This window comes from Nitrospirota bacterium (genome assembly GCA_016212185.1).
GTDB lineage: Bacteria > Nitrospirota > Thermodesulfovibrionia > UBA6902 > DSMQ01 > JACRGX01.
Window position 1 is genome coordinate 1 of sequence record JACRGX010000060.1, and the last position, 26,278, is coordinate 26,278.

27 protein-coding genes are annotated in these 26,278 nt (G+C 43.9%); 17 read left to right on the forward strand and 10 right to left on the reverse strand.

Going from position 1 to position 26,278, the window contains the following annotated elements; genetic code table 11:
- Positions 1-1,341, forward strand: a 1,341-nt coding sequence (locus HZA10_06775; protein MBI5196009.1) for an ABC transporter substrate-binding protein, incomplete at its 5' end; no start/stop codon positions are given.
- On the opposite strand, the gene HZA10_06780 is transcribed toward HZA10_06775, so the two are convergent.
- The gene (locus tag HZA10_06780) at positions 1,284-1,781 is read right to left on the reverse strand and encodes a zinc-binding dehydrogenase (protein MBI5196010.1); all 498 of its coding nucleotides are present in this window, start codon (positions 1,779-1,781) and stop codon (positions 1,284-1,286) included. The two genes, HZA10_06775 and HZA10_06780, sit on opposite strands and share 58 nt — an antisense overlap.
- A 116-nt stretch (positions 1,782-1,897) precedes the next feature.
- Positions 1,898-2,602: an FKBP-type peptidyl-prolyl cis-trans isomerase gene (locus HZA10_06785; protein MBI5196011.1), complete on the reverse strand. Its 705-nt coding sequence runs from the start codon at positions 2,600-2,602 to the stop codon at positions 1,898-1,900.
- Between the two features lie 400 nt (positions 2,603-3,002).
- Between HZA10_06785 and HZA10_06790 the strand changes: the two genes are divergently transcribed.
- The 8 genes from HZA10_06790 (at position 3,003) to HZA10_06825 (ending at position 11,383) form a co-directional block, all read left to right on the forward strand.
- Entirely contained in the window at positions 3,003-3,656 is a 654-nt protein-coding gene (locus HZA10_06790; GenBank protein MBI5196012.1) for a cytochrome c3 family protein, read from the forward strand.
- A 305-nt stretch (positions 3,657-3,961) separates the two neighbouring features.
- Positions 3,962-4,762, forward strand: a complete 801-nt coding sequence (locus HZA10_06795; protein MBI5196013.1) for an AAA family ATPase — start codon at positions 3,962-3,964, stop codon at positions 4,760-4,762.
- Entirely contained in the window at positions 4,731-5,417 is a 687-nt protein-coding gene (locus tag HZA10_06800) for a 5-formyltetrahydrofolate cyclo-ligase (protein MBI5196014.1), read from the forward strand. The genes HZA10_06795 and HZA10_06800 overlap by 32 nt, the downstream gene beginning before the upstream one ends.
- A 57-nt stretch (positions 5,418-5,474) precedes the next feature.
- Positions 5,475-6,035 carry a GTP cyclohydrolase I FolE gene (gene folE, locus HZA10_06805; protein MBI5196015.1) on the forward strand — a complete coding sequence of 187 codons (561 nt, stop codon included), beginning with the start codon at positions 5,475-5,477 and terminating at the stop codon, positions 6,033-6,035.
- 84 nt (positions 6,036-6,119) lie between these two features.
- Positions 6,120-7,034 carry a bifunctional methylenetetrahydrofolate dehydrogenase/methenyltetrahydrofolate cyclohydrolase FolD gene (gene folD / locus HZA10_06810; GenBank protein MBI5196016.1) on the forward strand — a complete coding sequence of 305 codons (915 nt, stop codon included), beginning with the start codon at positions 6,120-6,122 and terminating at the stop codon, positions 7,032-7,034.
- A gap of 270 nt (positions 7,035-7,304) precedes the next feature.
- On the forward strand, positions 7,305-9,410 hold the full coding sequence (locus HZA10_06815; protein MBI5196017.1) for an FAD-dependent oxidoreductase: 2,106 nt from the start codon (positions 7,305-7,307) through the stop codon (positions 9,408-9,410).
- A 148-nt stretch (positions 9,411-9,558) separates the two neighbouring features.
- A complete protein-coding gene (locus tag HZA10_06820; protein ID MBI5196018.1) occupies positions 9,559-10,260 on the forward strand; it encodes a methylenetetrahydrofolate reductase C-terminal domain-containing protein in 702 nt (233 codons plus the stop codon).
- A 145-nt stretch (positions 10,261-10,405) separates the two neighbouring features.
- Positions 10,406-11,383, forward strand: coding sequence for a methylenetetrahydrofolate reductase (locus HZA10_06825; GenBank protein MBI5196019.1), 978 nt, complete (start codon positions 10,406-10,408; stop codon positions 11,381-11,383).
- Between the two features lie 197 nt (positions 11,384-11,580).
- Here HZA10_06825 and mtnP read toward each other — a convergent pair whose 3' ends face one another.
- From mtnP to HZA10_06855, 6 genes are all read right to left on the reverse strand, one after another.
- Positions 11,581-12,390 carry an S-methyl-5'-thioadenosine phosphorylase gene (mtnP, locus tag HZA10_06830; GenBank protein MBI5196020.1) on the reverse strand — a complete coding sequence of 270 codons (810 nt, stop codon included), beginning with the start codon at positions 12,388-12,390 and terminating at the stop codon, positions 11,581-11,583.
- 19 nt (positions 12,391-12,409) lie between these two features.
- The gene (locus HZA10_06835) at positions 12,410-12,922 is read right to left on the reverse strand and encodes a hypothetical protein (GenBank protein MBI5196021.1); all 513 of its coding nucleotides are present in this window, start codon (positions 12,920-12,922) and stop codon (positions 12,410-12,412) included.
- 314 nt (positions 12,923-13,236) lie between these two features.
- Positions 13,237-14,127: a TlyA family RNA methyltransferase gene (locus HZA10_06840; GenBank protein ID MBI5196022.1), complete on the reverse strand. Its 891-nt coding sequence runs from the start codon at positions 14,125-14,127 to the stop codon at positions 13,237-13,239.
- The gene (locus HZA10_06845; GenBank protein MBI5196023.1) at positions 14,117-16,171 is read right to left on the reverse strand and encodes a tetratricopeptide repeat protein; all 2,055 of its coding nucleotides are present in this window, start codon (positions 16,169-16,171) and stop codon (positions 14,117-14,119) included. Before HZA10_06845 ends, HZA10_06840 begins: the two co-directional genes overlap by 11 nt.
- A 122-nt stretch (positions 16,172-16,293) precedes the next feature.
- A complete protein-coding gene (locus HZA10_06850; protein MBI5196024.1) occupies positions 16,294-18,177 on the reverse strand; it encodes a 1-deoxy-D-xylulose-5-phosphate synthase in 1,884 nt (627 codons plus the stop codon).
- A gap of 183 nt (positions 18,178-18,360) precedes the next feature.
- Positions 18,361-19,248: a polyprenyl synthetase family protein gene (locus HZA10_06855; protein MBI5196025.1), complete on the reverse strand. Its 888-nt coding sequence runs from the start codon at positions 19,246-19,248 to the stop codon at positions 18,361-18,363.
- A 229-nt stretch (positions 19,249-19,477) separates the two neighbouring features.
- Here HZA10_06855 and HZA10_06860 point away from each other — a divergent pair, with 229 nt between their 5' ends.
- From HZA10_06860 to HZA10_06890, 7 genes are all read left to right on the forward strand, one after another.
- Complete coding sequence (locus HZA10_06860) at positions 19,478-19,702, forward strand: NifU family protein (GenBank protein ID MBI5196026.1); 225 nt, start codon at positions 19,478-19,480, stop codon at positions 19,700-19,702.
- A 14-nt stretch (positions 19,703-19,716) separates the two neighbouring features.
- Positions 19,717-20,127: a hypothetical protein gene (locus HZA10_06865; GenBank protein MBI5196027.1), complete on the forward strand. Its 411-nt coding sequence runs from the start codon at positions 19,717-19,719 to the stop codon at positions 20,125-20,127.
- A 66-nt stretch (positions 20,128-20,193) separates the two neighbouring features.
- The gene (locus tag HZA10_06870; protein ID MBI5196028.1) at positions 20,194-20,409 is read left to right on the forward strand and encodes a DUF1858 domain-containing protein; all 216 of its coding nucleotides are present in this window, start codon (positions 20,194-20,196) and stop codon (positions 20,407-20,409) included.
- Between the two features lie 278 nt (positions 20,410-20,687).
- Entirely contained in the window at positions 20,688-20,861 is a 174-nt protein-coding gene (locus HZA10_06875) for a YHS domain-containing protein (protein MBI5196029.1), read from the forward strand.
- Between the two features lie 30 nt (positions 20,862-20,891).
- Entirely contained in the window at positions 20,892-21,353 is a 462-nt protein-coding gene (locus HZA10_06880) for a hypothetical protein (protein MBI5196030.1), read from the forward strand.
- A gap of 89 nt (positions 21,354-21,442) precedes the next feature.
- Complete coding sequence (locus HZA10_06885; GenBank protein ID MBI5196031.1) at positions 21,443-21,664, forward strand: YHS domain-containing protein; 222 nt, start codon at positions 21,443-21,445, stop codon at positions 21,662-21,664.
- A gap of 33 nt (positions 21,665-21,697) precedes the next feature.
- A complete protein-coding gene (locus HZA10_06890) occupies positions 21,698-24,073 on the forward strand; it encodes a heavy metal translocating P-type ATPase (protein ID MBI5196032.1) in 2,376 nt (791 codons plus the stop codon).
- A 217-nt stretch (positions 24,074-24,290) separates the two neighbouring features.
- On the opposite strand, the gene HZA10_06895 is transcribed toward HZA10_06890, so the two are convergent.
- Complete coding sequence (locus HZA10_06895; GenBank protein ID MBI5196033.1) at positions 24,291-25,280, reverse strand: hypothetical protein; 990 nt, start codon at positions 25,278-25,280, stop codon at positions 24,291-24,293.
- A 175-nt stretch (positions 25,281-25,455) separates the two neighbouring features.
- Here HZA10_06895 and HZA10_06900 point away from each other — a divergent pair, with 175 nt between their 5' ends.
- On the forward strand, positions 25,456-25,953 hold the full coding sequence (locus HZA10_06900) for a YajQ family cyclic di-GMP-binding protein (protein MBI5196034.1): 498 nt from the start codon (positions 25,456-25,458) through the stop codon (positions 25,951-25,953).
- 43 nt (positions 25,954-25,996) lie between these two features.
- On the opposite strand, the gene HZA10_06905 is transcribed toward HZA10_06900, so the two are convergent.
- Positions 25,997-26,230 carry a hypothetical protein gene (locus HZA10_06905; protein MBI5196035.1) on the reverse strand — a complete coding sequence of 78 codons (234 nt, stop codon included), beginning with the start codon at positions 26,228-26,230 and terminating at the stop codon, positions 25,997-25,999.
- Positions 26,231-26,278: the final 48 nt, after the last annotated feature.

Below are 26,278 nucleotides of genomic sequence, written 5' to 3' on the forward strand. Positions count from 1 at the left end.
ATATCCGCAGACGGCAGGCAGTATGTTTTTTATATTAGAAGGGGAGTAAAATTCTCAAATGGCAGGGAGGTCACTGCCGGTGACTTCAAGTATTCATTTGAAAGACTGCTCCAGCCTCAGACAAAATCCCCGAATACATGGGCGCTGGACAGGATAAAAGGCGCAAAGGACTTTATTGACGGCAGGGCTAAGGATGTCTCAGGAATAAAAACAGTAGATAAATACAAACTCGTTATTGCCCTTGAAAAGCCGTTTGCTCCTTTTCTGAGCCTTCTTTGCATGACTGCCGCATATGTAGTGCCAAAAGAGGACGTTGAAAAATGGGGCGCTGATTTTTCAACACATTCCTCGGGCACAGGTCCATTTGTTCTCAAGGCATGGAAGCACAACCAATACCTTATGCTGGAGGCAAGGGACGATTATTTTGAAGGAAATCCGGCTATAAAGGGTATAGTGTACAGCATTATTCCTGAGGACCTGACTGCTGCCGCGGAGTTTGAATCAGGAAACCTTGATGTAATGTCAATACCTGCGGCTGAATTCAGACGCTATTCAAATAGTGAAAAATGGAAGAGCCTTGTTTCCGGCGCTTCAGGGATAAATACTTATTATCTCGGGTTCAACTGCGACAGGCCGCTGTTTAACAACCCTCTTCTGCGAAAAGCAGTCAACCATGCGATAGACAGAGGGAAAATATTAAGGACTATTTATGAGGCAAGGGGTGTGCCGGCTTCAGGACCCGTGCCGCCGGCGCTGAAATCATGGGCTGTTCCTGACATGTATCCGTATGATCCTGAGAAGGCTAAATCCCTGCTGAAAGAGGCAGGGTATCCGGCAGGCATTAAAATAAAAATTTACCTGACTGCGGATCAGGAGGTTCTTGATATTTTAGAAGTCATTCAGGGGTATCTGATGAATGTCGGGATTGAGGCTGAACTCAGACAGCTTGAATGGAGCGCTTATAAGGCGGCAATCAATTCTGGGGAGCCTGATGCGTTTTGGCTTAGCTGGTGGGCTGACTACCCTGACCCTGAAAATTTTTTGTTCCCTCTTTTTCATTCGTCAAATTTCGGCCCCGCAGGCAACAGGGCAAGATTTAAAAATAAAGAGGTAGACGCATTGATAGAAAAAGGGCAGGGCAGTATTGATAAGAAAAGGCGGGACGAATATTATGAAAAGGCGGAAAAACTCATTGTTGATTCGGCGCCGTGGGTATTCTTCTGGCACAAAAAGGAATTTACAGTAAGACAGCCCCGGGTTAAAAATTATAAAATTTACCCGATTTACAGTATTGACAAGGGGATGGAGATAGAGTTAAGAGTTATGAAGGATGAAGGTTGAATACGAAGTAAGACTTTGAGGGTTTCCGGTTTTCCGGCAAATTCAAATGCGGAAACGGCGTCTTTCAGGTCAAAGACGCTGCTGCTGTATTTTTCAAGGGGAAGTTTATGTGCCTGTAAAAATTTAATTGCTTCGCTAAACCTTCCGCATCTTGAGCCTACCACTGTTATTTCATTCACGACAATGGGGAATGGATTGAAATTAAATGCAGAGGCATATGTGCTTTTTAGCACAAGCGTTCCCCTTGGTTTTGTGCATTCAATCCCCAGTTCAAGCCCCGATGGATTGCCTGAGGCCTCAACTACAACGTCAAACATGGATTTTTTAAAATTATCTAAAAGAACTGTCTGAATTCCGCTTTCTTCTAATAAGGCAAGTTTATTTTTGTGTTTTCCAACAACAATGAGATTACAGCCCGTGGATTGCAGGACATGGGCCATGAGCAATGCGAGCTTTCCATCAATGCCTCGCCCTTTTTTCTTTCAGGTTTTGCTATATTGCAGACCTTTAATGTCTTGTCAAAGACAACGGCTTTCATGGGACTAATTTAATGCCGTTATTTTGCCGTCTTCTCAGTAATTGAGAGCAATTCAACTTCAAAAATCAGGACTGAATTCGGCTCTATGACATTCCCGGCGCCTGTTTCGCCGTAGGCAAGGTTTGACGGAATGAAAAGCTGCCACTTTGCGCCTTCTTTCATTAATTGCAAAGCCTCTGTCCAGCCTGCAATTACCCCGCCGACCTGAAAAGTTACAGGCTCACCGCGTTTGTATGAACTGTCAAACTCAGTGCCGTTAATTAATTTTCCGCTGTAGTTGACCTTCACAGTGTCTGACGCCTTTGGAGTTTTGCCGGTTCCTTCTTTTATTACCTTATACTGAAGTCCGCTCGGTGTTGTTTTTACGTCTTCTTTTTTCTTGTTTCCCTCAAGAAAGGCAGTGCCTTCATTTTTATTTTTGTCTAAAAGCGCTTGTATGTGCTCCTGCTGTTTTGTTGACAGGTCTTTTTGCAGGGCTGTGAGGGTTTCGCGGAGTTCATCATCGGTTAACAAAAGCTTGCCGCTAATAAGCGCATCACTGACTCCCTTTGCAAGAATATTCGGATCAATATCAATGGACTGATTTTTTATATCAGTTCCAATCTTTAGTCCGATAGCGTAACTTACCTTATCCTTTTGAGTCTTTAATGCAGGCTCTTCACCGGCAGCGGTAATCCCCGATAAAAATACAAGAAGTATAACTGCTGTCAATTGTAACTTCATAATGCTCCTTTCAGGCTTTTGATTTTTGAGACTTATAACATCATATCAGAGCCTTCTTTTTCTTGTCAAAGAAAATTACGGCGGGCGTAGGCGGCAAAGAGGATGTTTTTGTGAAATGACGCATTAAAGGTGAAATAACGCACTTTTAAAAATTTATTTGGCAAATGCCGGCAGCACCCAGTGATGTGCAATTATGTATAGCGAAATACAACCAATCAATATCAAAGGTAAAAATATTTTTGAAAACAAATGAACAATAATAAATAGACTGCTGGATATGTCCGGCACTTTTTTTGCATCATTATAAATTTATCTTGAATATTAACGAGTTAAGGATGAAAAATTTACACTATTCTGTAAAAAATCATAACAATATAAATAATATAATTAGGAAAAGACGATGAATAAAATCTTGAGTGCAGGATTAGTTTTGATGCTTGTATTAGGAGCATTTTATGCCCTTTATGGCGCTGACAATGTTGCTAATACTAAGCACAACCTCAGCTCAAGTGGAACAGGCACATATAAAACTACAAGCACAACCGAGATCTGTATAATGTGCCATACACCTCACAGTGCATCTCTCAATGTTGCCCTCTGGAATAAAACAGACCCGAGCGGGCCGTATAACATGTATAACTCTCCGACAATAGACATGATAGTTTCATCTGCCCCTCAGTTGCAATCACTGGCGTGTCTGGCATGTCATGATGGAAGTATTGCCTTTGATGCTCTTCTTAACAGCCCTGGCAGTGGTAATAATCCCGTGAATTGGCAGTGGAATAACGGTTGGGATAAAATACAAGCGGGTGAACCTACTCGTCTTGGCACGGACCTGGCTGATGAGCACCCGGTCTCAGTACAGTACGACCCCACAAAGGATACGGCGTTTAATCCAGTGGTGAACGGCAAGGTAAATGAACTCCCGATTTTCGGTCCTGACGGCAGGGTTGAATGTTCAAGCTGTCATAACCCTCATGATAATCAGTCCCCGCCGTTCTTAAGGGCAGATAACTCAAATAGCGAGTTATGCAAAAGGTGTCACATAAAGTAAAAGCGTATTATACTTAAATCTGTCAGTGAGAATTAATTTAAAAGGCGTCCTGAATGTCTGGGACGCCTTTTTTTATCCATGTTTTTTTTGACAACTTTTCCCCTCAAATGGTAAAATTCCTAACCTTTTGAGTTTTGAATAAACAATACAATTAACCACAGAGTGCACAGAGTATTTTTTTATTGCAAAATTATTAAGTATCATTTCAAAATGCAAATTTAAGATACTAACTTTGTTCCGATGGGTCGGGAATAAATTTACAATGAATATTTTCTCTGTGTTCTCAGTGGTGAAAAGGTATTTGAATGAAAATAGCAATTACAGGTAAAGGCGGTGTTGGCAAGACTACGGTTTCAGCATTATTAAGCCATATATATGCCTCAGAAGGTAAAAGGGTGATAGCTGTTGACGCAGACCCGGATGCTAATTTAGCGGCGGCGCTGGGCGTTCCCAAAAACGACAGGGACAGGATAATGCCGGTTGCTGAGATGGGCAGTCTGATAGAAGAAAGAACAGGCGCAAAGCCCGGCAGTGTCGGAGGAGTTTTTAAACTTAACCCGAAGGTTGATGACATCCCGGAGGGGTTCGGTTATAAAATAAACGGCATTACGCTGCTTGTGATGGGAAAATCCAAGGCGGCGGCGTCAGGGTGTTACTGCCCTGAAAATGCTTTTTTAAGAAGGCTTCTGAAGCATCTTATCGTTGAAAGAGACGAGGTTGTGATAGTTGATACAGTTGCCGGCATTGAACATATTACAAGAGGAACGGCAGAAGGGGTTGACGCCTTTATCATTGTAGTTGAACCCGGGCAGAGGAGTCTGCAGACGGCAGAAACAATCAGAAATCTTGCACAGGGATTAGGGATAAAAAAGATTTTTGTTGTTGCCAATAAGGTGAGAGACGACAACGACATTATGTTCATAAAGAAGTCGCTTGGTGATTCAGGCTTTTTAGGCTCCATGAGTTTCAACAATGATATTATGGGCGCAGATGTTAAGGGTCTGCCTCCTCATGAGGCATCTGCAAAGGCGCTGGAAGAGGCAGTTAAAATAAAAAATCACTTGAAAGTTATACTTGAAAAAATATCTCAGGGAAAAACTTCTTAAAAAACGCGATATTATCAGTCTCCGGAAGAGGATGGAAAAAGGGGCGCTGATAATAAAACGGCTTTTTAGGATGTCTGAGTTTAAAAAGGCTGAAAGCATATTATTCTATGCCTCATTTAAATCAGAGGTGGACACTATAAATTGTTTGCAGGCTGCTATTACTCACGGTAAAAGAATTTCATTGCCGAAGGTAGATAAAAAGCGCAGGCGCTTGATGCTTTATGAAATAAAAGATACATCAGAACTGGCGCCGGGCTGTATGGGCATCCCTGAACCCGCTATTCTCAGGGGCAGAAAAACGGCTTTGAAGGATATTGATGTTGTCGTAGTTCCGGGGGCAGGCTTTGATATTTACGGCAATCGTCTTGGATACGGGGCAGGTTATTATGATAAGTTGTTATCAGGGATTAGAGATTGGGGATTAGGGATTAGGGAGCAGAAAAACAAGAATTTTACCAAGTCCCAAACCCGAACCCCGAAACCCTTTCTTATCGCCCTTGCATTTGAGGAGCAAATTATTCCCAAAGTGCCAAATGAAGGGCATGATATAAAGATAGACAAGATAGTTACGGAGAAAAGGATTGTGAATTGCAAAACAGAGGGTTCAAGGATGCAAGGGGTCAAGGGGTCAAGCGGCGGAGTCAATTATTTTTAAATATTGTGTTCACTGGAATCCTGGAATCCTGGAATCCTCTAACCCTGTTAGTTAGATATGGATAAAAAGAAGATTGAAAAAGGCGTAAGGCTCATCCTTGAAGGCATAGGCGAGGATGCAGAAAGGTCCGGGTTAAAGGATACTCCACGGCGCATTGCGGAAATGTATGAGGAGATTTTCGCAGGGCTTAAGACGCCGGTTGAGGAGATATTAAAGCCAATAGCAGGCGAGAGCCATGATGAGCTGGTGCTGCTTAAGGACATACCTTTTTATTCAGTATGTGAGCATCACTTTCTTCCTTTTATCGGAAAGGCTCATGTCGCATACATACCTTCAGGAGAGATAGTCGGCTTAAGCGAGCTTGCAAAGGCGCTGGAGATTTTCGCAAAGAGGCCTCAGGTGCAGGAGCGCCTTACGACCCAGCTTGCAGACCTGATAATGGAAAAGATCAAACCCAAGGGCGCAATGGTTATTATTGACGCAGAACATCTGTGCATGAGCATGAGGGGAATAAAAAAGCCCGGCTCCAGAACAGTTACATCAGCAGTCAGAGGGATATTCCGCACCAAGCGGTCCACAAGGGAAGAACTGCTGGAATTAATAAAAAAAGGGGTTTAGAGATTAGGTGTTAGGGATTGGAAAATTCTTGTTTTTCTGCTCCCTAAGCCCTAATCCCAAATCCCAGGAATACAGGAGGGAAACATGTCAGCAAAGATTATAAGCGGAACAGAAATTGCCGCACAGATAAGGGAAGAGCTAAAAAAAGAAGTTGCAGAATTAAAGGACAAACATGGGGTAGCGCCGGGACTGGTTACTATTCTTGTAGGTAAAAATCCCGCCTCTGTCAGTTATGTCACCGGCAAGCAGAAGACTGCGCACGAGCTTGGTTTCAATTCCATACAGGACGACCAGTCTGAGAATCTCTCAGAAGCCGACCTGCTTAAGCTTATTGACAAATACAACAAAGATCCCAAAATACACGGCATACTTGTTCAGCTCCCGCTGCCCAAACACATTGATGAGAAAAAGGTGCTGAACGCCATTGACCCGGATAAAGATGTGGATGGGTTTCACCCGGTCAATGTCGGCCGTTTAATGATTGGCGGCGCTGAGGTTAAATTCCTGCCGTGCACGCCTGCAGGCATTCAAGAGCTGATTGTCCGCGCCGGCTTTGAAACCTCCGGGGCTGAAGTCGTTGTTGTCGGACGCTCAAACATTGTAGGCAAGCCCATTGCCAACATAATGCTTCAGAAGGGCAGGGGTGCCAATGCAACGGTCACAATAGTGCACACAGGCACGAAGAACCTTGAGGCACACTGCAAGCGCGCAGACATACTTATCGTTGCCGCAGGCGTACCCGGCCTGGTAAAACCTGAATGGATTAAGCCCGGCGCCTGCGTCATAGACGTCGGAGTAAACCGAGTGGGTGAAAAATTAAGCGAAAAGACCGGCAAGATAGTGCCGATACTGAAGGGAGACGTTGACTTTGATGCGGCCAAGGAAATAGCCGGCGCCATCACTCCCGTGCCTGGCGGCGTAGGTCCGATGACTATAACCATGCTGATGAAAAACACTGTTGCCTCTGCAAAGATGCATGCAGGCTTATCGTTGAAGTAAAGTGGGGTGTATTAACAAAGGCATACATGCCCTCAAAACTTTAAGAACGCAACATAATTATTATCTGTCATGCTGCAAAAAGTTTTGAGTTTTTGCCTTTAAACTATTTGATAAAAGGCAGCATGACGTTAAGGTGTTGCCCTTAAAGTTTTTCAGGCACATATGCCTTTATTAATTTGGCATTTGGGTTTTGGAATTTGAAATTTAAGGCATACATGTCTTTTTATAAGAAAGCAATCTATAAGAGACTAAGGTTTAAGGAGAGGATTAATGTCTATAAGCAATAGCAAAGCTGAAACTGTACCCTATAAGCCCTACGGCGCTGAGATTAAAGAGACAAGGCCTTATTCGCCCTGCCGCGCCGCATGTCCGGTGCACACTGATGTGCAGGCATATGTGGGGCTGATTGCTCAGGGGCGGTACACAGAAGCATTTGAGGTCATTACTTCAGTGAACCCAATCGCAGCGGTCTGCTCAATGATATGTCATCATCCATGCGAGCAGGCGTGCAGGCGGTGCGCTGTTGACGAGCCTCTGTCAGTGCGTCATTTGAAACGGTTTGCCATTGAGCAGTCAAAGGACTACCGCCGCAGAAAGAGAAGGCTCATTCAGAAAACTAAAAATAAAAGCATCGGCATCATCGGGTCAGGCCCTTCGGGACTGGCTGCTGCAAATGACTTAGCTGAATTGGGTTATAGCGTTACCATTTATGAACGGCATCCTGCGCTTGGCGGTATGCTTGCATCTGCAATCCCGCCCTACCGTTTGCCGAGAGAAGTTTTGAAAGAAGACATTGACGATGTCATTGCCAAAGGGGTTGAGGTAAAGACGAACTGCGAAATCGGCAGGGATGTAAAACTTGACGACCTTGCGAAGAAACACGACGCAGTGCTTATTGCAATAGGTCTTTCCCTGAGCCGGTCGCTGAACATACCCGGAGTGGAAGGCGCAGGCGTACTTCTTGCAATACCTTTTCTTGAGGATGTGGCATTTAACCGGAAGCCCGCACTTGGGAAAAAGGTTCTGGTTATCGGCGGCGGAAACGTTGCCATGGACGTGGCCCGCACTGCACGCAGGCTCGGGGTTCAGGATGTCTCAATGGTCTGCCTTGAGAGCGCCGAGGAGATGCCTGCCTGGAAATGGGAAGTAGACGAGGCGCTTGAAGAAGGAATTACAATTTCTCATCGCTGGGGGCCGAAGGCAGTCAGGCGTCAGGGAGATAAAGTTCAGGGGCTTGAGGTTGTAAAAGTGAAGTCTGTTTTTGATGCCAACGGCAGGTTTAATCCGTCTTTTGATAATGATACGACAATGTTAATTGAAGCCGACACCATCATCATCACTATCGGACAGATGTCAAATCTATTGTTCCTGAAGGATAGTCCTGTCAAGACTGATGAGCGCGGCGGCCGGGTTGAGTGGAATCCTAATACACAGATGAGCAGCGCCAAAGGTATTTTTGTCTCAGGCGAGGCTGTGACAGGTCCCGGCTCTGCCATTGCCGCTGTTGCAAGCGGGCATCGTTCAGCGCTGGCAATACATCTTTTTCTTCAGAGGGAAACAATTGAAGGAAAACTGCCTGCGCAGGAAAAAGAAAAGATTACCCAGCTTCCTTCGACAGTTGCCGAAAAAATTATCCGTGAACCACGCAGGGTGATCAAACACCTGGCCCCTGAGGTGCGCTGTGATACAATGACGCATTTTGAGATAGGATACGACGAGGAAGAGGCGCTTAAAGAGGCAGGACGGTGCCGCGGCTGCGGAGGCGGAGCAATTGTAGATAAGAATAAGTGTATGGCATGTCTTACCTGCCGGAGAATTTGCCCTTATGGCGCTCCGGTTGTCACTTCAGTCTCAGAAATACGTCCCGAATACTGTCAGGCCTGCGGGCTTTGCGCGCCTGAATGTCCGGGAGAGGCAATCAGCATGGTAAGTTATGATGTCAGGGAGATTCAAAAAACGCTTGCATCAATTGTGGGAGTTATAGATTTGAACCGGCAGGAGCCTGTCATTGCGGCATTTCTCTGCACACACCATATGGGTGTGATGGGTTTTAAAGCGTCTGAAAACGTGCGCAAAGTCTCTGTGCATTGCACCAGCCGGATTGATATTCTTGATATGTTGAAGGCATTTGAAAGCGGCGCAGACGGAGTTGCCGTAATGCGCTGTAATGATGGAACCTGCAAATACCGCGACATTGCGCACAGGGTAAATGCGCGGGTTGACAGGGCCAGGAAACTCATTTCAATGTTAGGAATAGAGGCAGGGCGCATTGAGATTTTTTCCCCTGTGTCAGGCGATAGAGGCAATCAATATGCAGATGTGTGCGCTGATTTTACCGCACGCATAAAACAAATTGGGCTGAGAGGTGTTAAGTAAGTATCTCATGGTGTCATTCCCGCTTGTCGGGAATCCTTCTTATGGTAAGATTCTGGACAAGCCAGAATGACAAATATAGACAAGCTGGCATGACAACCCGATAGAGGCATCTTCGGGTAAATGACAGCAATAGAAGGAGTAAAAAACTATGATCGTAGGCTCACAAAAATCAATTGACGAAATCTGGAATATGGTCCAGGACTTTAAAAAGGTGCTTGTATTCGGCTGTAATACCTGTGTCGCTATCTGCCATGCAGGCGGAGAAAAGGAGGCAGAGACCATTGCAATGCTCCTGAGGATGCGTGCGGGGCAGGAAGGGAAGGCTATGGAAGTAAACCACATGGGCGTTATGCGCCACTGCGAGCCTGAATACTTTGACCCTGTGATTGATGAGGTAAAAAAGTTCGACCTCGTGCTTTCCACGGCATGCGGAGTAGGAGTAAATTTTTTGTCTGACCGCACCGGTAATGTTCCTGTATATCCGGGCATAAATACATCTTTTTACGGCGCAGTAGAGGCGCCGGGTAATTTTGTGGAGCTTTGCGCCGGCTGTGGCAACTGCATCCTGCATCTGACCGGAGGCATATGCCCCATAGCGCGGTGCTCAAAGACGCTTATGAACGGACCCTGCGGCGGCACTAACAAGGGCAAATGCGAGATCAGCCCTGACGTGGACTGCGCATGGTACCTTATTGTTGAGCGCATGAAAAAGCTCGGCGCCCTTGAAAAACTCTCTGAAATCCTGCCGCCGCGCAACTGGTCCACGTCCCGTGACGGCGGACCCCGCAGGGTGTCGGTTGAACACATAAGAGAGTATGAAGAAAAAGAAGAGCAAAAATCTGAAAAATAAAAAAGTTTTACCACAGAGGTTTCATTGCAAAATTATCAATTATCATTTCAAAATGCAAATTTTAAATGCTAACTGTACAATGATAAATTTACAATGACTCCTTTCTCTGTGCCCTCTGTGGTGAATTTCTTTTGGAGGAAAAATTATGAAAAGCGGAAGCAATCTTGAAAAGGTTATAGCAAGCGGCAAACCTGCAGTTACGGCAGAGCTTGGCCCGCCCATGAGCGCCGATGGACATGAAGTTGTAAAAAAAGCGCAGTTACTTAAAGGATTTTGCGATGCTGCAAACATTACGGACTGCCAGACTGCGGTGGTCCGCATTTCAAGCATTGCTGCCGCAGCCATTGCCTTCAGGGAAGGACTGGAGCCTGTCATGCAGATGACCTGCCGTGACAGAAATCGCATCGCTATGCAGGCAGACCTTCTCGGCGCTGCCGCGCTCGGACTTAAAAACTGCCTCTGCCTTGCCGGAGACCATCAGAAATTCAGCGCCGCAGGCAGACTGAAGGGCCATCCGGGCGCAAAGAATGTATATGATGTTGATACCTGCCAGCTTGTCGGCATACTTAAAAAAATGCGTGATGAGGGTAAGCAGGAAGGCGGCGACCCGCTGGAAGTATCGCCAAAGTTTTTTATCGGCGCATCCTGGACACCTATGGCAGACCCCATTGACTTCAGACCGGTAAATCTCATGAAGAAAGTAAATGCAGGCGCGGATTTCATTCAGACTCAGGGTATTTATGATATTGCCGGCTTTCGCTCTCAGATGGAGAAGATACGGAACATGGGGCTTCATGAGCGCACTGCAATCTTAGGCGGGATTATTGTGCCCAAAAGCGCCATGATGCTTAAGTACATGGATTCTTCAGTTGCCGGCGTGTCTGTGCCGAAGTCTCTCATGGACCGGATGAACAAGGCAAAGGAATCTGCCGGAGATGACAAAAAGAAGGCGAAGGAACTGCAGGAGGCTGAAGGAATAAAGATTACCGTAGAGCTCATCCATCAGGTGCTTGAGACGCCCGGCGTAAAAGGCGTGCACATACAGGCGATTGAATGGGAAAACGCCATTGCCGGCATTGTCAAGGCGGCGGGATTATATCCAAGGCCGGAGATTTCTGTGTAATATAAGGCATAAGGCAGGGACACCTGTTCAATCTTTAGAATGCAACTTTGCCCCGCTTTTTCAGAAAGGGCGGGGCAAAATTATTATATGTCATGTTGCAAATTTTATAGCTTATTCAGTATGACCATCTTACTAAAAGGCAACATGACATCAGAGGTGTTGCTCTAAAGCTTTCTCAGGTGTCCCTGCCTTATGCCTTAAATCTTTGCCTCTTTCAGCGCATCTTTGCACGGGCATTTTCTTTTCTCAGGCAGGAGGCGGAAGGTTTCTTTAAGCAGGTTTTTGATTTTTTCCACCGAGGACTTCATTGCCTCCAGGACCTCTGCGACTGTGAGTTTCTGTTTTTTTATCCCTGCGGCATAATTTGCCACAAGCGCTATTGATGAATAGCAAATCTCAAGCTCCCTCGCAAGCGCGGCCTCAGGCATGCCGGTCATTCCTACGATATCAGCGCCCAAGATGCCGAAGGCCTTGATTTCTGATGCAGTCTCAAGCCGCGGTCCTTCAACGGCAATATATGTCCCGCTTTTTATCAGCCGCACTCTGGCGCGCCTGCCTGCCTTAAGCAGCAATCCCCGCATCTCAGTGCAATAAGGTTCTGTGAAATCAATATGCACTACTCTCGGTACGAGTCGATTCCGACCTTCTTTGCCGTCGTAAAAAGTATTCTTTCTGTTTCGCGTCATATCAATTATTTTGTCCCCGATGACAATGTCTCCGGGCTTAAGCCCTTTTTTTATCCCGCCTACGGCACTGACTGATATGATTCTTTCAACGCCAAGTTTTTTAAATCCATAAATATTTGCCCTATAATTAACCATGTGGGGCGGTATGCCGTGATGCGCGCCGTGGCGGGGGAGAAAGACGACTTCTGCGTCTCCGAACATTCCTATCCGGTACTCGTCAGAAGGCTTGCCGTAGGGTGTGGCAAGTTTCCGCGATTTTTTTATGGTTAAGCCCTTAATTTCATAGAGTCCGCTGCCGCCGATTACGCCGATCTTTGCCAATGTTTTTCCTCCTTGATTATTAAGGCTTTCTTTCAGCCAGAATTTTTTTTGCGGCTGACCTGACCGCCTCTGTAACAGATTTATTTTTTGCAATCATTCCCAAATCTTTTGTCTTAATAGAGCGTATATTGCTTAATGCTGCTCCCTGAGGTGTTTTGGGATTAGTGACCAGAGCATACAGTATGGAATAGTTTTTCAGCCATTCCCTTTTCTTGGAAATCAGTCTAAGGACTTCTTCTGTGGATGTTTTCTGTTTTGCAATAAGCTCTATCTCGCTTTCAGAAATTTTTTGATTTTCAAGGACTGCCGCCACTATTTCTTTACTTGAATCGCGCACAAGAATTGACCGGATTTCCCTGCCGCCTTTCATTGCGAGCTGAATTTTCTCACCGACCTTCATGCTCTGTATTTTTTGAAGCAGGGTCTGGGTTTTGTGTTCAGTTGGCTCTTCTTTTTCCTCTACCGTGAGAGTCTCAACAACTTCTTTTGTGAGGTCTGAGGGACCAAACTCAAGGGGATTGATTTCTTCCATAACTTTATGATACACATCATAGTGGTTTTTTTGCAAAAATGTTTTAATTAATTTGTAAAATTGTGATTTGCGTCACAGAATTAGTGACGGTTTACTATTATCTTTAGATATAAAGAAGAGAGAACCAAAGGAGGATAATATATGAAAAATAGAGGTAAAAGAAGATTTGTGAGTGAAAAAGAAATTGAACAATTTTGCCAGAGCGCTGCAATGGTATTAAAGAAAATCCGCGACAGAATTAGTGAAAAACAGTCAAAGAAACGGTAGGTGAAGTGCGTTAGGTGCGTTAGTCAATAAACTGTTGACTAACGCACCTAACGCTTTTTTAAGTATATTAAATACTCAACATTGCCTTTTGGGCCTGTAATCGGTGATTGGATAAGCCCCTTAACCCCAAAGCCCATTTTTGCTGTTTCGGTTTTAATCTTTTCTACAACCTCAAAGCGTTTAGCTTTGTCTCTGACAACCCCGCCTTTGCCAACATGCTCCCTGCCTGCCTCAAACTGCGGTTTTATAAGCGCAATTATTTCTCTTCCGGGTTTTAAAAAAGTAGAAACTACGGGTATGACTTTCAGAAGGGAAATAAATGACACATCTATTACTGCTATATCTATATTTTTTTCTTTTAAGTCTTCTAGTCTTTTACTTCTGACTTCCCGATACGAGTCTCCGCTTGTAGAGTCGAGTCTGCGACTAAGGGTCGCTCCGACTGACTTCCCGATACGGGTCTCCGCTCGTAGAGTCAAGTCTGCGACTGAGGGTCGCTCCGACTGATTTCTGACTTTCTCATCAAGATATCTTATATTTGTTTTTTCCAGCAAAATTACATGTGGGTCGTTTCTGAGCTTATAGTCAAACTGTCCATAACCGACGTCTATGGCATAAACCTTCTTTGCCCCGTGTTTTAAAAGACAGTCGGTGAATCCTCCGGTTGATGCGCCGACATCCATTGCAATTTTATTTCTAACATCTACTTCAAAATCCCTTATTGCCGCCTCAAGTTTTAATCCCCCGCGGCTTACATAAGGCATTTTTTGAAGTATTTCTATCGGGGCATCATCATTTATAAGCGTGCCTGCCTTGTCAGCTTTAATGCCATTAACAAGGATGTTTCCTCCTAAAATTAATGCACGCGCCTTTTCCCTGCTTTCAGCGAGTCCTTTTTCAAACAGGAATTTATCAAGGCGAATTTTATTATTTTTCAAGATTTTTTTGAATGATTGAACTGATAAATTGTCGGGCTTCATTATCAGGGTCAAGTTTAAAGGCAATCTTATAGTGTTCAATTGCTTTATCGGTTAATCCTTTGGACTGATATACCTTGCCAAGATTATAATGCGCCTTAGAATAATCCGGGTTAAACTTTATGGCAGACTGGTATTGCTGTATTGCTTTATCTGTAAGCCCTTGCGATTTATAGGCAGCGCCAAGACCATTGTATGCTTCGGAATAATTGGAATTAAATTTTATTGCAACCTGATACTGTTCTATTGCTTTATCGGTCAGACCTTTAGACAAATATGCGTTTCCGAGGTTATAATATGCATCCGGGAAATCAGGTTTAAATTTTATAGATAGCAGGTAATAATCTATTGCTTTATCAAACAGTCCCTTATCGCTATAAGCAATGGCAAGATTACAATATGAAATCTGGGAATAAGGGTTAAGCTGTAAAGCAATTTGATATTGTTCAAGCGCTTTGTCTATAAGTCCGTGGACTTTATAAGCGGTGCCGAGATTGCTATATACTCTTTCTTTGCCGGGGCTTTTGCTTTTAACGTCCTCCCATAGTCTTATTTCGTCCTGCCACACGATATTCCTCTGATATGTGGCAATTGAGAGGGCAATAACAATAGCAGCAAGTAGTAAAACAGTAATCTGTGACGCGTGATGCGTAATGCGCGAAAAAGCATAAAAGACCAAACAAACAAAAGCGATAATCAACCCAATGCTTGGCAGGTAGAGCCTGTGTTCAAATATTACATCAACAATTGGGATAACGCTTGATTCAACAGATAACGTTATAAAGAACCAGAAAATTCCGAAAGCTGTGAAGCGCAAGGTTGAAGGATGAAGGTTGAAGGATGAAAGTTTTTTTGAATAATAAAAAAGATAGACACCAAAACAAAAGATTCCAAATAAAAGCAGAAACGACAAGAACACATTGGGATTAAGAAACGAATTATATATCGGATAGTCATAATCAAGATTCTGGTTCACAGGAAAAAATAAAAGCCTTATGTATGTAACTATTACCCTGAATTCCGTAAAGAGATAATCTAATCTTGTCATAGTTGTCTGAATCCTTGTCGCCTTGCTAACGTCACCGAGTAAGTTTCCGGCAGATTCATCAAATCCCATTAGGGTTAATGGAATAATGAGCATGGTAAGGAGAAAGGGGGTTAAAAAAAGAAACCGTGACATGTGACGCGTGATACGTGATGTTGAAGGTTGACGGTTGACGGATGAAGGATGAATTTGAGACTTACTGAAGAAGAAAAATTCATAAAGGACAATTATAATCGGGAGTGTGAAGGCAATTTCCTTAGTCTTCATGGCAAGGACTGCGGAAAGGACAGATGTCAGATACCAGAACACAGATGACAGACTAAAGATTTTTTGCCTCTGGTCTATGTTCTGTGTTCTGAATTTCACATACATCACAAGGCTTAGAAGATAAAAAAGTGTTGCAAGTGATGCAAACCTCTGGACAATGTATGTCACTGCCTGCGTCTGAACGGGGTGGGAGACGAAGAGCAAACTTGAAAATAAGGCGATTAAATTAGTTTGGAGTTGGGAGTTTGGAGCCTGCCTGCCGGCCGGTAGGCAAGGTTCGGAGACAATATTTTCTTCACTCCTGACCCCTGACTCCTTACTCCTAACTGCTGTTTGCAGCGTCAGCACAACCAGCCAGTAGATAAGCAGGGTGTTTATGATGTGGATTGTGAAATTAATGACATGATAACCTGTAACATTCAATCCATGCAATTTGTAGTTCAGTGCAAAGGTGAGGTAAGTAATGAATCTGCTTTTAAACGTGGTAAAAGATGGTTCTGCTGGAGAGTTTTTTAAGGTTTCAATAAAAGACTTGAAGTTTTTAACAGGCAGAAAATTAACAATATTTGAGTTATCATCGAACTGAAAAGGAGCATAAAAGGTGTTGGAGTATGCAAACAGGGTTATTAGTAAAATAAGAAGGATATGGGTAACAGGTTTATGGCAGAAACTATTTTCATATTTAATCTGCATGATCAGAATTAAGATAACCAAAGTCCCGATACTTCAGGATGGGGTATCATAAATCAAAATAACAATAACGTACTGCTCGCCGGTCTACGACTCATAGAGCAGGCAGGCTTCATCCCTAAACCTTATTTTAAAACCCTTTCCCGTTTGCCGGCCAAAGCCAATGCTGCCTTTGCAATCCCTTCTGCATCCAGACCGAATTTATTTCTAAGTATTTTTTGCGAACCATGCTCAATAAATTTATCCGGCAGTCCAAGCCTTTTTATTTTCAGCCCTTCAATGTTAAGCTCTGCTAAATATTCAAGCACTGCGCTTCCAAAACCGCCCTCAAGGGTATTTTCCTCTGCTGTGAGGACATACTTAATTTCTTTTGCAAGACTGCCAAGCAAATCAGTATCAAGGGGTTTTGCAAATCTTGCATTTACCACGCATGCGCCTATTCCAGCGTCTTCAAGCAGGTGCGAGGCGTTTATCGCAGGCAGAACGGAACTTCCGATTGCAGTGATTAAGATGTCTTTGCCTTCTCTCATTACTTCAGCTTTTCCAATTGGAAGTATCCGCAGGTTCCCTTCATCTGGAATTTTTGATGCACGCCCCCTCGGATATCTTATTGCGCATGGCCCGTTGTAAGAAACCGCGGTTTTAAGCATGTCCTGAAATTCATTTTCATCCTTTGGCGCCATGACAACCATATTGGGGATATGCCTGAGATATGAAAGGTCAAATGCGCCGTTATGCGTAGGCCCGTCTTCACCGACAAAGCCTCCGCGGTCAATTGCAAAAATCACTGGAAGTTTTTGAATGCAGACATCGTGCACAATCTCGTCATACGCCCTCTGCAAAAATGTGGAATATATTGCAACGACCGGTTTTAATCCCTGCACCGCAAGCCCTGCTGCAAATGTTACTGCGTGGGGCTCGGCAATGCCAACGTCGTAAAATCTCATTGGAAATGCCTTTGCAAATTCCGTCAGTCCGGTGCCCTCGGTCATTGCAGCTGTTATTGCGATAATGCGGCTGTCTTCCCTTGCGAGATTTACAAGGCAGTTGCCGAATACCTCGCTGAAGGTCGGGTTTGCAGATGCAGGCTGACAGCCTGTTTCAATATCAAAAGGTCCAATGCCGTGGAAGAGGCACGGGTTTTTCTCAGCCAGAGAATAGCCTTTGCCTTTTTTTGTAATCGCATGAATTAAAACGGGGCGCGAAAAATCCTTAAAACGCTCAAGCGTTTCAATGAGGGCTTCAATCTTATGACCGTCAACAGGTCCTACATATTCAAACCCTAATTCCTCAAAGAGCATTCCCGGGACGAAAAAGCCCTTAACCGTGCCTTCAGCCTTCTCAGCTATCCTGAGCATGGGCTCTCCGACCTTTGGTATGCGGCCAAGGATAGACCGTGTCTCTTTTTTAAATTTTGTATAGAGTTCGCCTGTCATTATCTTATTCAGATATACGGAAAGCGCGCCGACATTCGGCGATATTGACATCTCATTATCGTTAAGAATGACAATGAGATTTTTTTGCAGATGCCCTGCGTGATTTAATCCTTCAAAGGCGAGCCCTGCGGTCATGGCCCCGTCGCCTATAACGGCTATTACCTTGAAGTCTTCTTTCTTCTGGTCTCTTGCCTCTATAATGCCCAGAGCGGCTGATATGGATGTGGAACTGTGTCCTGTTCCAAAGGCATCGTGCGGGCTTTCCTCAATTTTCGGGAAACCTGAAATGCCGCCGTACTGCCTGATTGTTGAAAAAGACTCCGCCCTTCCGGTCAGGAGCTTGTGCGCATAGGACTGATGGCCGACATCCCATATAAATTTGTCCTTCGGAGAGTCAAAGACTTTGTGAAGCGCAATAGTGATTTCAATGACTCCAAGGTTTGACGCGAGGTGTCCGCCGTTAATGGCAACCCTCTCAATAATCGTGTCTCTTAATTCCCCGGCGAGTTCCTTCATTTCTGCGATGCTAAGTTTCTTAAGATCTTTGGGACTTTTTATTTTCTGTAAAATCATAATGCTTTCCTCTAATTTAAAACTAATAAACCACAGAGAACACGGAGTATTTCAGTGCAAAATTATCAATTATCATTATCAAAATGCAAATTTTAAATGCTAACTTTGTCCCGATGGGTCGGGAATAAATTTACAATGATTATTTTCTCAGTGTTCCCTGCCTGCCGGCAGACAAGCTCTTAACTAATTCCGTCTCCTTAAAATATACTTTGCAATTTCCCTGAGCGGGTCTGCCTTGCTGTTAAAATCTCTGATAGCATCAAGGGAGTTTTCTATGAGAATTTTTGCCTCTTCCTTTGATGTTTCCATACCGAATACAGAAGGGTAGGTGTTTTTCCCCCTTAAAATATCAGCGCCTGCTGATTTTCCCAATTCCTCATCAGTGCCTGTTATATCTAAAATATCATCTACAATCTGGAAGGCAAGCCCAACATTTTCTCCGTATTCTGACAGCGCATTAAGCTCTTTCCGTGAGGCTCCTCCAAGTATCGCCCCTATGCGCACCGACGCCCGGATAAGCGCGCCTGTCTTATGTGTATGAATATAAAGGAGGTCGCTCTTTTTTGCTTTTTTGCCCTCAAGCAGTATATCAGCCGTCTGTCCGCCGACCATACCGTGCGGCCCGCAGGCATACGTCAGTTCCCTGATGATATTAAGCAGTGCATCCGGCTTGGTATTGGCATTTGAGACTATACTAAAGGCGTCTGTCAGCAGGGCATCGCCTGCAAGTATTGCAGTGGCCTCTCCAAAAACCTTGTGATTTGTAGGCTTATTCCTTCTCAGGTCATCGTCGTCCATGGCTGGAAGGTCGTCATGTATAAGCGAGTATGTATGGATCAGTTCAAGGGACGCCGCAATAGGGACGATACTACCGGCTCTTCCGCCCACTGCCTCATGTCCTGCAATTGCAAAAATAGGACGCAGTCTTTTACCGCCTGCCATTAAAGAATAACCCATTGATCTGTGAAGGTTTTTCGGGCAAGAGTTGTTTTTTCTCGTTGAAGAAATATAACTTTTTAAAAAGCTGTCTACAAGCCTGTAGTTTTTTTTAAGATAAGAATTTAAATCCATGGCAAAATCCGTCAGTTATTTTAATAAACTAATATTATAGCAAATATTTATTTTTTAGGCTTCAAGCTGCAATGTTCGGCATTAAAGCATTATTTTAGATGGCTAAAATTATCGGGAGAGATTATAATTAAACACCGGATATGACGGATGTCATAGACTAAAATACGGCAGTCCGTATAATAAGATTAGAAAGTCAGTAAGACTTTTATTAAATCAGGAGGGTACGAAAATGCTTAAGGAAAAAGTTGAGGCTGTATTAAGTAAAATTAAACCGATGCTTCAGAGGGACGGCGGTGATGTTGAGCTTGTCACTGTTGAATCTGACGGTGTGGTAAAGGTGAGGCTGGTAGGGGCATGCGGGGCGTGTCCGATGTCTACGATGACGCTTAAAAATGCCATTGAAGCCACGATAAAGAAGGAGATTCCTGAGATTAAATCAGTGGTGCAGGTGTAAAGCGGAGAGGAGCTATGGATAAGATAATTGTCTGGTATCTGAGGATGAGTGTTTTTTATTTTGCCGCCGGGGCCTTATTAGGCGCCGGCATGCTTTTATGGCCATATGACGCCGGTTATTATATCCCTGCGCATGTCCACTTGAATCTGTTAGGGTTCATGTCAATGATGATTTACGGCGTGGGATATCATATCCTGCCGAGATTCAGCGGTGTGCATATCTACAGCCCGGCGATTGTGACGATACAATTTTGGCTTGCCAATGCAGGACTGCTGATGATGGCAATAAGCTGGCCGTTTCATGAAATGCAGACAGCCCTTTCATTAATCAGACCCTTGCTGATGCTTTCAGCGCTTTTGACGCTGATTGCAGTTGTTCTTTTCACCTACAACATACTTAAGACGATCAAGCCGATGGATAAGTGAGGTTATGATTAAAATCATAGCAGGTTTGCGTAATCCGGATTAGACTATAAGTAAAAGGAGGGTGAAATGGAAACAAAAACTGAAGTGACAAAAAATTCAATAATAGGGGATGTCATTAAGTCAGTCCCCGGCGCAAAGGAAGTTGTTCAGAAGTATTTCGGCTCGGGCTGTTTTACGTGTCCCGGCATTAATATGGAAACGATAACCTTCGGAGCGGCAATGCATAATATGGACCCTGAGAAAATAGTTGATGAGATTAAAAAATTATCTCCAACCCAATAAAGAGGAGGCAAACAATGGAGCATAAATGTTTAAACTGCGGCGCTACAAGCAATCAGATTGTACTGATTCCCTGCGAACATAAGGGAGAGGCATTATATGTATGCGTAAAGTGTCTGCCTGTTCTTATTCACGGCTCCCACTAAGCTTACGAATTTATAACACAACCAGAACAGATAACAGAAGGATTATACTGGTATCTGCTGCCCCGTTTAAAACTTGCAGCTTGAGTGATTTCAATCAGGTTTGTTACAATGTTGTTAAACGAAGGAGGTGATATTATGGCGCAGGATCCGGTTTGTAAAATGAATGTTGATGAAAACAAATCCGCTGGAACAAGCTCTTACAAAGGCAAGACATATTATTTCTGTGCAAAGAACTGTAAGGAAAAATTTGACAGAGAACCTGAAAAATATGCTGGCGGGAGCAGTTGCGGCTGTCACAGTTGTCACTAACACAGAACAGTAATTAAAGGGGTGATTAAAATGAAAAAGGCGATGTTAATTGCGGTTTTGGTTTTGGCGATTGCAGTAACATACAGCTATGCCCAGATGGCGCACGACATGAAGAGTGAAGGCGCAGAGGAGATGAAACACAGTGACATGGTGTGCAGGGAAGGCATGCTGGGACATGGTAAGATAATGGACTGCATGTCAGACATGATGCAAGACATGTCGGGCATGATGAAAAAGATGTCGGGTATGATGAAGAAAATGCCTGATGCGGAAAAAGACAAAACTATGGACAGGATGCACAAGATGTCCGGCATGATGAAGGACATGTGTGCTGAGATGAATAAAATGTCTGAGATGATGGACAGCGGCATGGCGAAAGAAGAAGACATGAAGATGATGCACGAAAGAATGATGGAAATGAAAAAGCGTATGTCCGGTAAACAGGAATCAAAAGAGGAAACGCCTGCCAAACCGGAGCAGCATAAGCATTAACAAACAAGATGTTTAAGTTTCTTACAGGAGTAGTGTTGATTTCATGCCTGCTGTCTGCGCATGGTTTCGCGCAATCAGGCTCTGTTTTAATGAAGGGCGGGGAATGGACCTCAGGGAATAGTCAGAAAAAGGCAGACACAGCGCTGGATCCCGTCTGCGGGATGAGTGTCAGTTTGGACAAGGCTGCTGCAACAAGCAAGTATAAAGACATGACTTATTATTTCTGTTCTGTAAAATGCAGGGAAAGATTTGATAAAGAGCCTGAAAAGTATCTTCAGGATTCAGGGGCTGACAGGCATAACCATCCATAAAGCCGTAATCCATTTAATTTCCCAAAGGAGAGCATGGTAACTGATCCGGTCTGCAAAATGACAATTCACGAAAAGGACGCCGCAGGAACGTCTGTTTATAATGGCACGACATATCACTTCTGCTCAATAACCTGCAAGGAAGATTTTGATAAAGACCCGGAGGCATATTTAAAAGTTTCAAGTTTAGAGTTTGGAGCCTGCCTGCCGGCAGGCAAGGTTCGGAGTGAATCCCCCTCCGTCCCCCCTTTGACAAAGGGGGGCAAGGGGGGATTTGATATGGCTAAGGACCCGGTCTGCGGAATGGTTGTGGATAAGGAACGCTCATTGAAGATACAGCAGGGCGGCAGGACTTATTACTTTTGCAGTCAGGGCTGTGTAAGGACCTTTGAGGCGCCTGAGGCGGAACTAAAGTCCATGAAAAGAAGGGTCGCCATTGCCCTCACAGGCGTCCTTGCACTTGCAATTTTCAGGACGGCGGTTTTTCTCGGGCTTGCGGCCGGAGCCACAATCTTAACATGGGTCCCTATTCTATGGCTGCCGTGGTTTACGTGGGGTGTGTGGCTGTTTATTATTACAACGCCTATTATGATTTTTGGCGGGAAAGGGTTTTTTATCGGTGCATGGCATGCAATTAAAGACCGTGCGGCAAACATGGATTTGCTGATTGCTCTCGGCACTTCTACTGCCTATATTTACAGCGCGTTTGTTGTTTTCTTTCCAAGTGTCTTGCCTGTTGATGAGAAAAACGTTTATTTTGAAGTGTCGGCCATAATAATCGCCTTTGTTCTTCTTGGAAAATACATGGAGGAGATAATTAAAAAAAGGAGTTCTGCCGCTATCCGCAAACTTCTTGACCTTAAGCCGCAGACGGCAAGAGTTATGAGACAGGGGTCAAGGAGTCAAGGGGTCAAGGGGTCAAGTGCAATGGAGGAAATGGAGATTCCTGCGGAGTCTGTGATGATTGATGATATTGTGATTGTCAGGCCCGGGGAGAAAATACCGACCGACGGAATTGTCACGGAAGGACACTCATCTGTAGATGAAAAGATGCTGACCGGTGAAAGTGTCCCTGTTGAGAAGAAGACTGGAGATGAAGTCATAGGCGGTACAATAAACAAGACAGGGGCCTTTAAGTTCAGGGCGATAAGGATTGGCTCTGAAACTACACTGAGCCAGATAATAAAGATGGTGGAAGAGGCACAGACGTCATCGTCTCATATTCAGCGGCTTGCCGATAAGGTAGCGTCATACTTTGTTCCGGCGGTTATAGGTGCGGCGTTTTTATCTGCAATCGTATGGATGCTTATCGGTAATCCGACAATGGCGCTTTTGTCTTTTGTAGCGGTTTTAATTATTGCCTGCCCCTGCGCGCTCGGCATAGCCACGCCTGCGGCGCTTATGGTCGGAGTAGGCAAGGGTGCAGAACTTGGGATACTCATAAGAGGAGCTGAATATCTTGAAAGGGCTGAAAAACTGAATGTAGTGGTCTTTGACAAGACCGGTACTCTTACGAAAGGTGAGCCCGAGGTGACAGAAATAGTGGCAAGTGAAAGTGTCAGTGAAGGTGAAATATTACAACTTGCGGCAATCGCTGAAAAAGGCTCAGAGCATCCTCTGGCTGAGGCAATTTTAAAAAGGGCGAATATGACCGGGCTTGCCATACCGGATGCAGAGACATTTGAGGCTGTTCCAGGGCATGGCGTTAAAGTAAAGTCTCAGGGAAAAGAAATACTGATAGGCAACAGAAGACTTATGAAAGATTTTGATATTGGCATACAGGATAAAGAGTCTGTAATCTCAGAGCTTGAAGAAAAGGGCAATACCGTAATGATTGTTGCGAGAGATAAAAAATTTATCGGGTTGATTGCAGTTGCAGATACTTTAAAGGAAAACGCAGAAGATGTAGTGAAGGGGCTTAAAGGTGAAGGCATTCAGGTTGTAATGCTGACGGGGGACAATGAAAAAACTGCAAAGGCCATTGGCTCTAAAGTAGGAATTGATAGAATTATTGCAAATGTCCTACCCGGTGAAAAGGCTAAAGTTATTAAAGACCTTCAGGCTGAAGGAAAAGTTGTGGCAATGGTGGGAGACGGGATTAATGATTCCCCTGCACTTGCACAAGCAGAAATCGGTATTGCAATAGGCCGCGGCTCTGACGTGGCAAAGGAAACAGGCGGCATCATACTTGTCAGGGATGATTTAAGGGATGTCATAAGAGGGATACGCCTGAGCCGGGCAACGATGAGAAAAATTAAGCAGAATCTTTTCTGGGCTTTTGTTTACAACAGCGTGGGGATTCCCCTTGCGGCAATCGGGCTGCTGAATCCGATAATTGCTGCGGCGGCAATGTCGCTCAGCTCGCTTTCAGTTGTAACAAATTCAGCGTTGCTTAAGAGGGTGAAAGTTTAAGGGGTGTGTTGTAATATAACGGCATATATATTTTCAAAACTTTAAGAAAGCAACTATAATTATTAGATGTCATGCTGCAAAAAGTTTTAAGTATTTGACCTGAACTATTTGTTAAAAGGCAGCATGACTTCAAGGTGTTGCCTTAAAGTTTTTCAAACACATATGCCGTTATGCAGTTTCCGGGGAGTAAGGGTTTGTCATTAATGAAAAAAGTTGTTTAGTGTCCGAAAAGATTGGGCATGTAAAATACGTCGTATTTTGTCACCAAACTCTTAATATTCAGATATTGCAGGTCATTAATTTTTCTTTCTTCAAAGCCGAGCTGTTTGAAATCTAATATGCCTTTTGGGGAATGGCATTCATTGCATGCCATACTGATTTCCATCCTTGCCGTGTCTTTGTGAAAGTATTTTAATTCCTTCTCCTTTTCCGCAGGACTCAGATTTTTTTCTCTGTTTTTAAATTCAATTGCTTTTTTTGTATCCCATGTATTCACTAATACATTTTTCTTACTGTTTTCTTTTGAGAAAACAGCTATTCTGGATATAACATATTCAGTTTTTGCCTGATTTTCCTTTGAAGAAAAGATTCTTAATATCTGGGTTATAACACCCTCAGTCTCCTGTGGTTTCTCCTGGTGTGTGCCATAGGGTCCGCCGGTAAATTCAACATGTTCGGGGCGGTTCCATTCATAAGTCAAATTCTTTAATGGATCCTTCTTTAAATGGCACATCTCACAAAACATAAACCCTGTGTGCATATTAATAAAGGCCCTCATCTTAATATTTTTACTGTGAGGATATAAGGGATGACAGGCCCTGCAGGATGAATTGTCATGCAAGGTTGTGATAACAAATTTTTCATCCTTATGAAATGCGCCTGAGGAGGATTTTATCGCCTTTATTTTTTCCTTATCTTTAAGATGACATTCTGTAGTGCAGTCAAGCACTGAGGCGCCTGTGTGCGGAATCTGCTCTATTTTCGGATGGCATTTCCTGCAGTCAACTTTGCCGTGAGGTGAATCAAGGTGTTTTCTCTCGTCAATGTGAAGCACCCTGATTTCATTTTGTTTTTCTATTTTTGCCAGTCCAGGATATTTATGGCAGGTAAGACATCCAAACCTGTCTATGGCAAAGCAGGTAACTGCTGTGCTTGAAACAAAAAACGCAGTTATTATCAGCAAAGACTTAAGGATATATTTTTTCAATATATTCCCTCAGATGTAACAGTGATAAAATTTAATTTTTGATTAGATTAAATTCTATCACATATCTCCTGAATTCATTTATGAAAAAATCATATATCCATATGAATAAAATATATATCTGCGCTTTTAACTAATCTTTTGTATAATATTATAATTTTTTCATGAGGAGGATTTTATGGCGGATGAACATTCTTTTGATATTGCAAGCAAGGTGGACCTTCAGGAGGTTACAAATGCCGTTCAGCAGGCCCTGAAGGAAATCAGCCAGAGGTTTGATTTCAAGGGAAGCAAGAGTAATATTGAGCTTGATAAGGGTAAGAATGAAATACTTGTGCTGTCGGATGATGAGCCCAAGCTTAAAAGCGTCATAGAAATACTAAAAGACAAATTTGTCAAAAGAAAAATATCTCTGAAGTCACTTGTTTTTGGAAAAATGGAGCCGTCTCTTTCCGGAACCGTGAAGCAGGTCATAACCCTTCAACAGGGCATACCTTCTGACAAGGCAAAAGAAATCGTAAAGCTTGTCAAGGACACGAAACTTAAGGTACAGTGTGAAATCCAGAAAGACCAGGTCAGGGTGAGGGCCAAGAAGATTGACGACCTTCAGGCAGTGATGAAATTCCTCAGGGAAAAGGATTTGGGCATACACATGGAGTTTGTGAATTACAGGTGAAATCTGCAGGAAGTGTTTTTGCTCTGTCACCGGAATTCTTTTTTTAATTGCCTGAAGATGTTTTTTGCTCCTGGAGTTTTTCGCTGATCCAGAGGTCCAGAAGGGCATCAGGCGTGACGCCGTGTCTGAGTGCGGAAGCCATGATTTCGTCGGAAAATATTCTCCGGACTGCATAATAAGTAACTTCCGGTGCGCCGGCTGATTCAGCAGATGGTTTTGAATTTATATTTTCACCTTTCCATTTTTCATATTCTGCCCTGTTTTTAAAAGTCGGCATCTCCTTCCTCCTTATACTTCCCTCACCCTTGACGGGGGAGGGTTAGGG

Coding starts and splice junctions, on each gene's coding strand:
- HZA10_06905 (MBI5196035.1), bottom strand. CDS start 26,230: ATGCCGACTTTTAAAAACAGGGCAGAATATGAAAAATGGAAAGGTGAA.
- HZA10_06845 (MBI5196023.1), bottom strand. CDS start 16,171: ATGCAGATTAAATATGAAAATAGTTTCTGCCATAAACCTGTTACCCAT.
- HZA10_06860 (MBI5196026.1), top strand. CDS start 19,478: ATGCTTAAGGAAAAAGTTGAGGCTGTATTAAGTAAAATTAAACCGATG.
- HZA10_06885 (MBI5196031.1), top strand. CDS start 21,443: ATGAAGGGCGGGGAATGGACCTCAGGGAATAGTCAGAAAAAGGCAGAC.
- HZA10_06880 (MBI5196030.1), top strand. CDS start 20,892: ATGAAAAAGGCGATGTTAATTGCGGTTTTGGTTTTGGCGATTGCAGTA.
- HZA10_06855 (MBI5196025.1), bottom strand. CDS start 19,248: ATGGATTTAAATTCTTATCTTAAAAAAAACTACAGGCTTGTAGACAGC.
- folD (MBI5196016.1), top strand. CDS start 6,120: ATGTCAGCAAAGATTATAAGCGGAACAGAAATTGCCGCACAGATAAGG.
- HZA10_06835 (MBI5196021.1), bottom strand. CDS start 12,922: ATGGAAGAAATCAATCCCCTTGAGTTTGGTCCCTCAGACCTCACAAAA.
- HZA10_06780 (MBI5196010.1), bottom strand. CDS start 1,781: ATGGCCCATGTCCTGCAATCCACGGGCTGTAATCTCATTGTTGTTGGA.
- HZA10_06870 (MBI5196028.1), top strand. CDS start 20,194: ATGGAAACAAAAACTGAAGTGACAAAAAATTCAATAATAGGGGATGTC.
- HZA10_06795 (MBI5196013.1), top strand. CDS start 3,962: ATGAAAATAGCAATTACAGGTAAAGGCGGTGTTGGCAAGACTACGGTT.
- HZA10_06790 (MBI5196012.1), top strand. CDS start 3,003: ATGAATAAAATCTTGAGTGCAGGATTAGTTTTGATGCTTGTATTAGGA.
- HZA10_06850 (MBI5196024.1), bottom strand. CDS start 18,177: ATGATTTTACAGAAAATAAAAAGTCCCAAAGATCTTAAGAAACTTAGC.
- HZA10_06815 (MBI5196017.1), top strand. CDS start 7,305: ATGTCTATAAGCAATAGCAAAGCTGAAACTGTACCCTATAAGCCCTAC.
- HZA10_06890 (MBI5196032.1), top strand. CDS start 21,698: ATGGTAACTGATCCGGTCTGCAAAATGACAATTCACGAAAAGGACGCC.
- HZA10_06865 (MBI5196027.1), top strand. CDS start 19,717: ATGGATAAGATAATTGTCTGGTATCTGAGGATGAGTGTTTTTTATTTT.
- HZA10_06785 (MBI5196011.1), bottom strand. CDS start 2,602: ATGAAGTTACAATTGACAGCAGTTATACTTCTTGTATTTTTATCGGGG.
- HZA10_06875 (MBI5196029.1), top strand. CDS start 20,688: ATGGCGCAGGATCCGGTTTGTAAAATGAATGTTGATGAAAACAAATCC.
- HZA10_06900 (MBI5196034.1), top strand. CDS start 25,456: ATGGCGGATGAACATTCTTTTGATATTGCAAGCAAGGTGGACCTTCAG.
- HZA10_06820 (MBI5196018.1), top strand. CDS start 9,559: ATGATCGTAGGCTCACAAAAATCAATTGACGAAATCTGGAATATGGTC.
- folE (MBI5196015.1), top strand. CDS start 5,475: ATGGATAAAAAGAAGATTGAAAAAGGCGTAAGGCTCATCCTTGAAGGC.
- HZA10_06825 (MBI5196019.1), top strand. CDS start 10,406: ATGAAAAGCGGAAGCAATCTTGAAAAGGTTATAGCAAGCGGCAAACCT.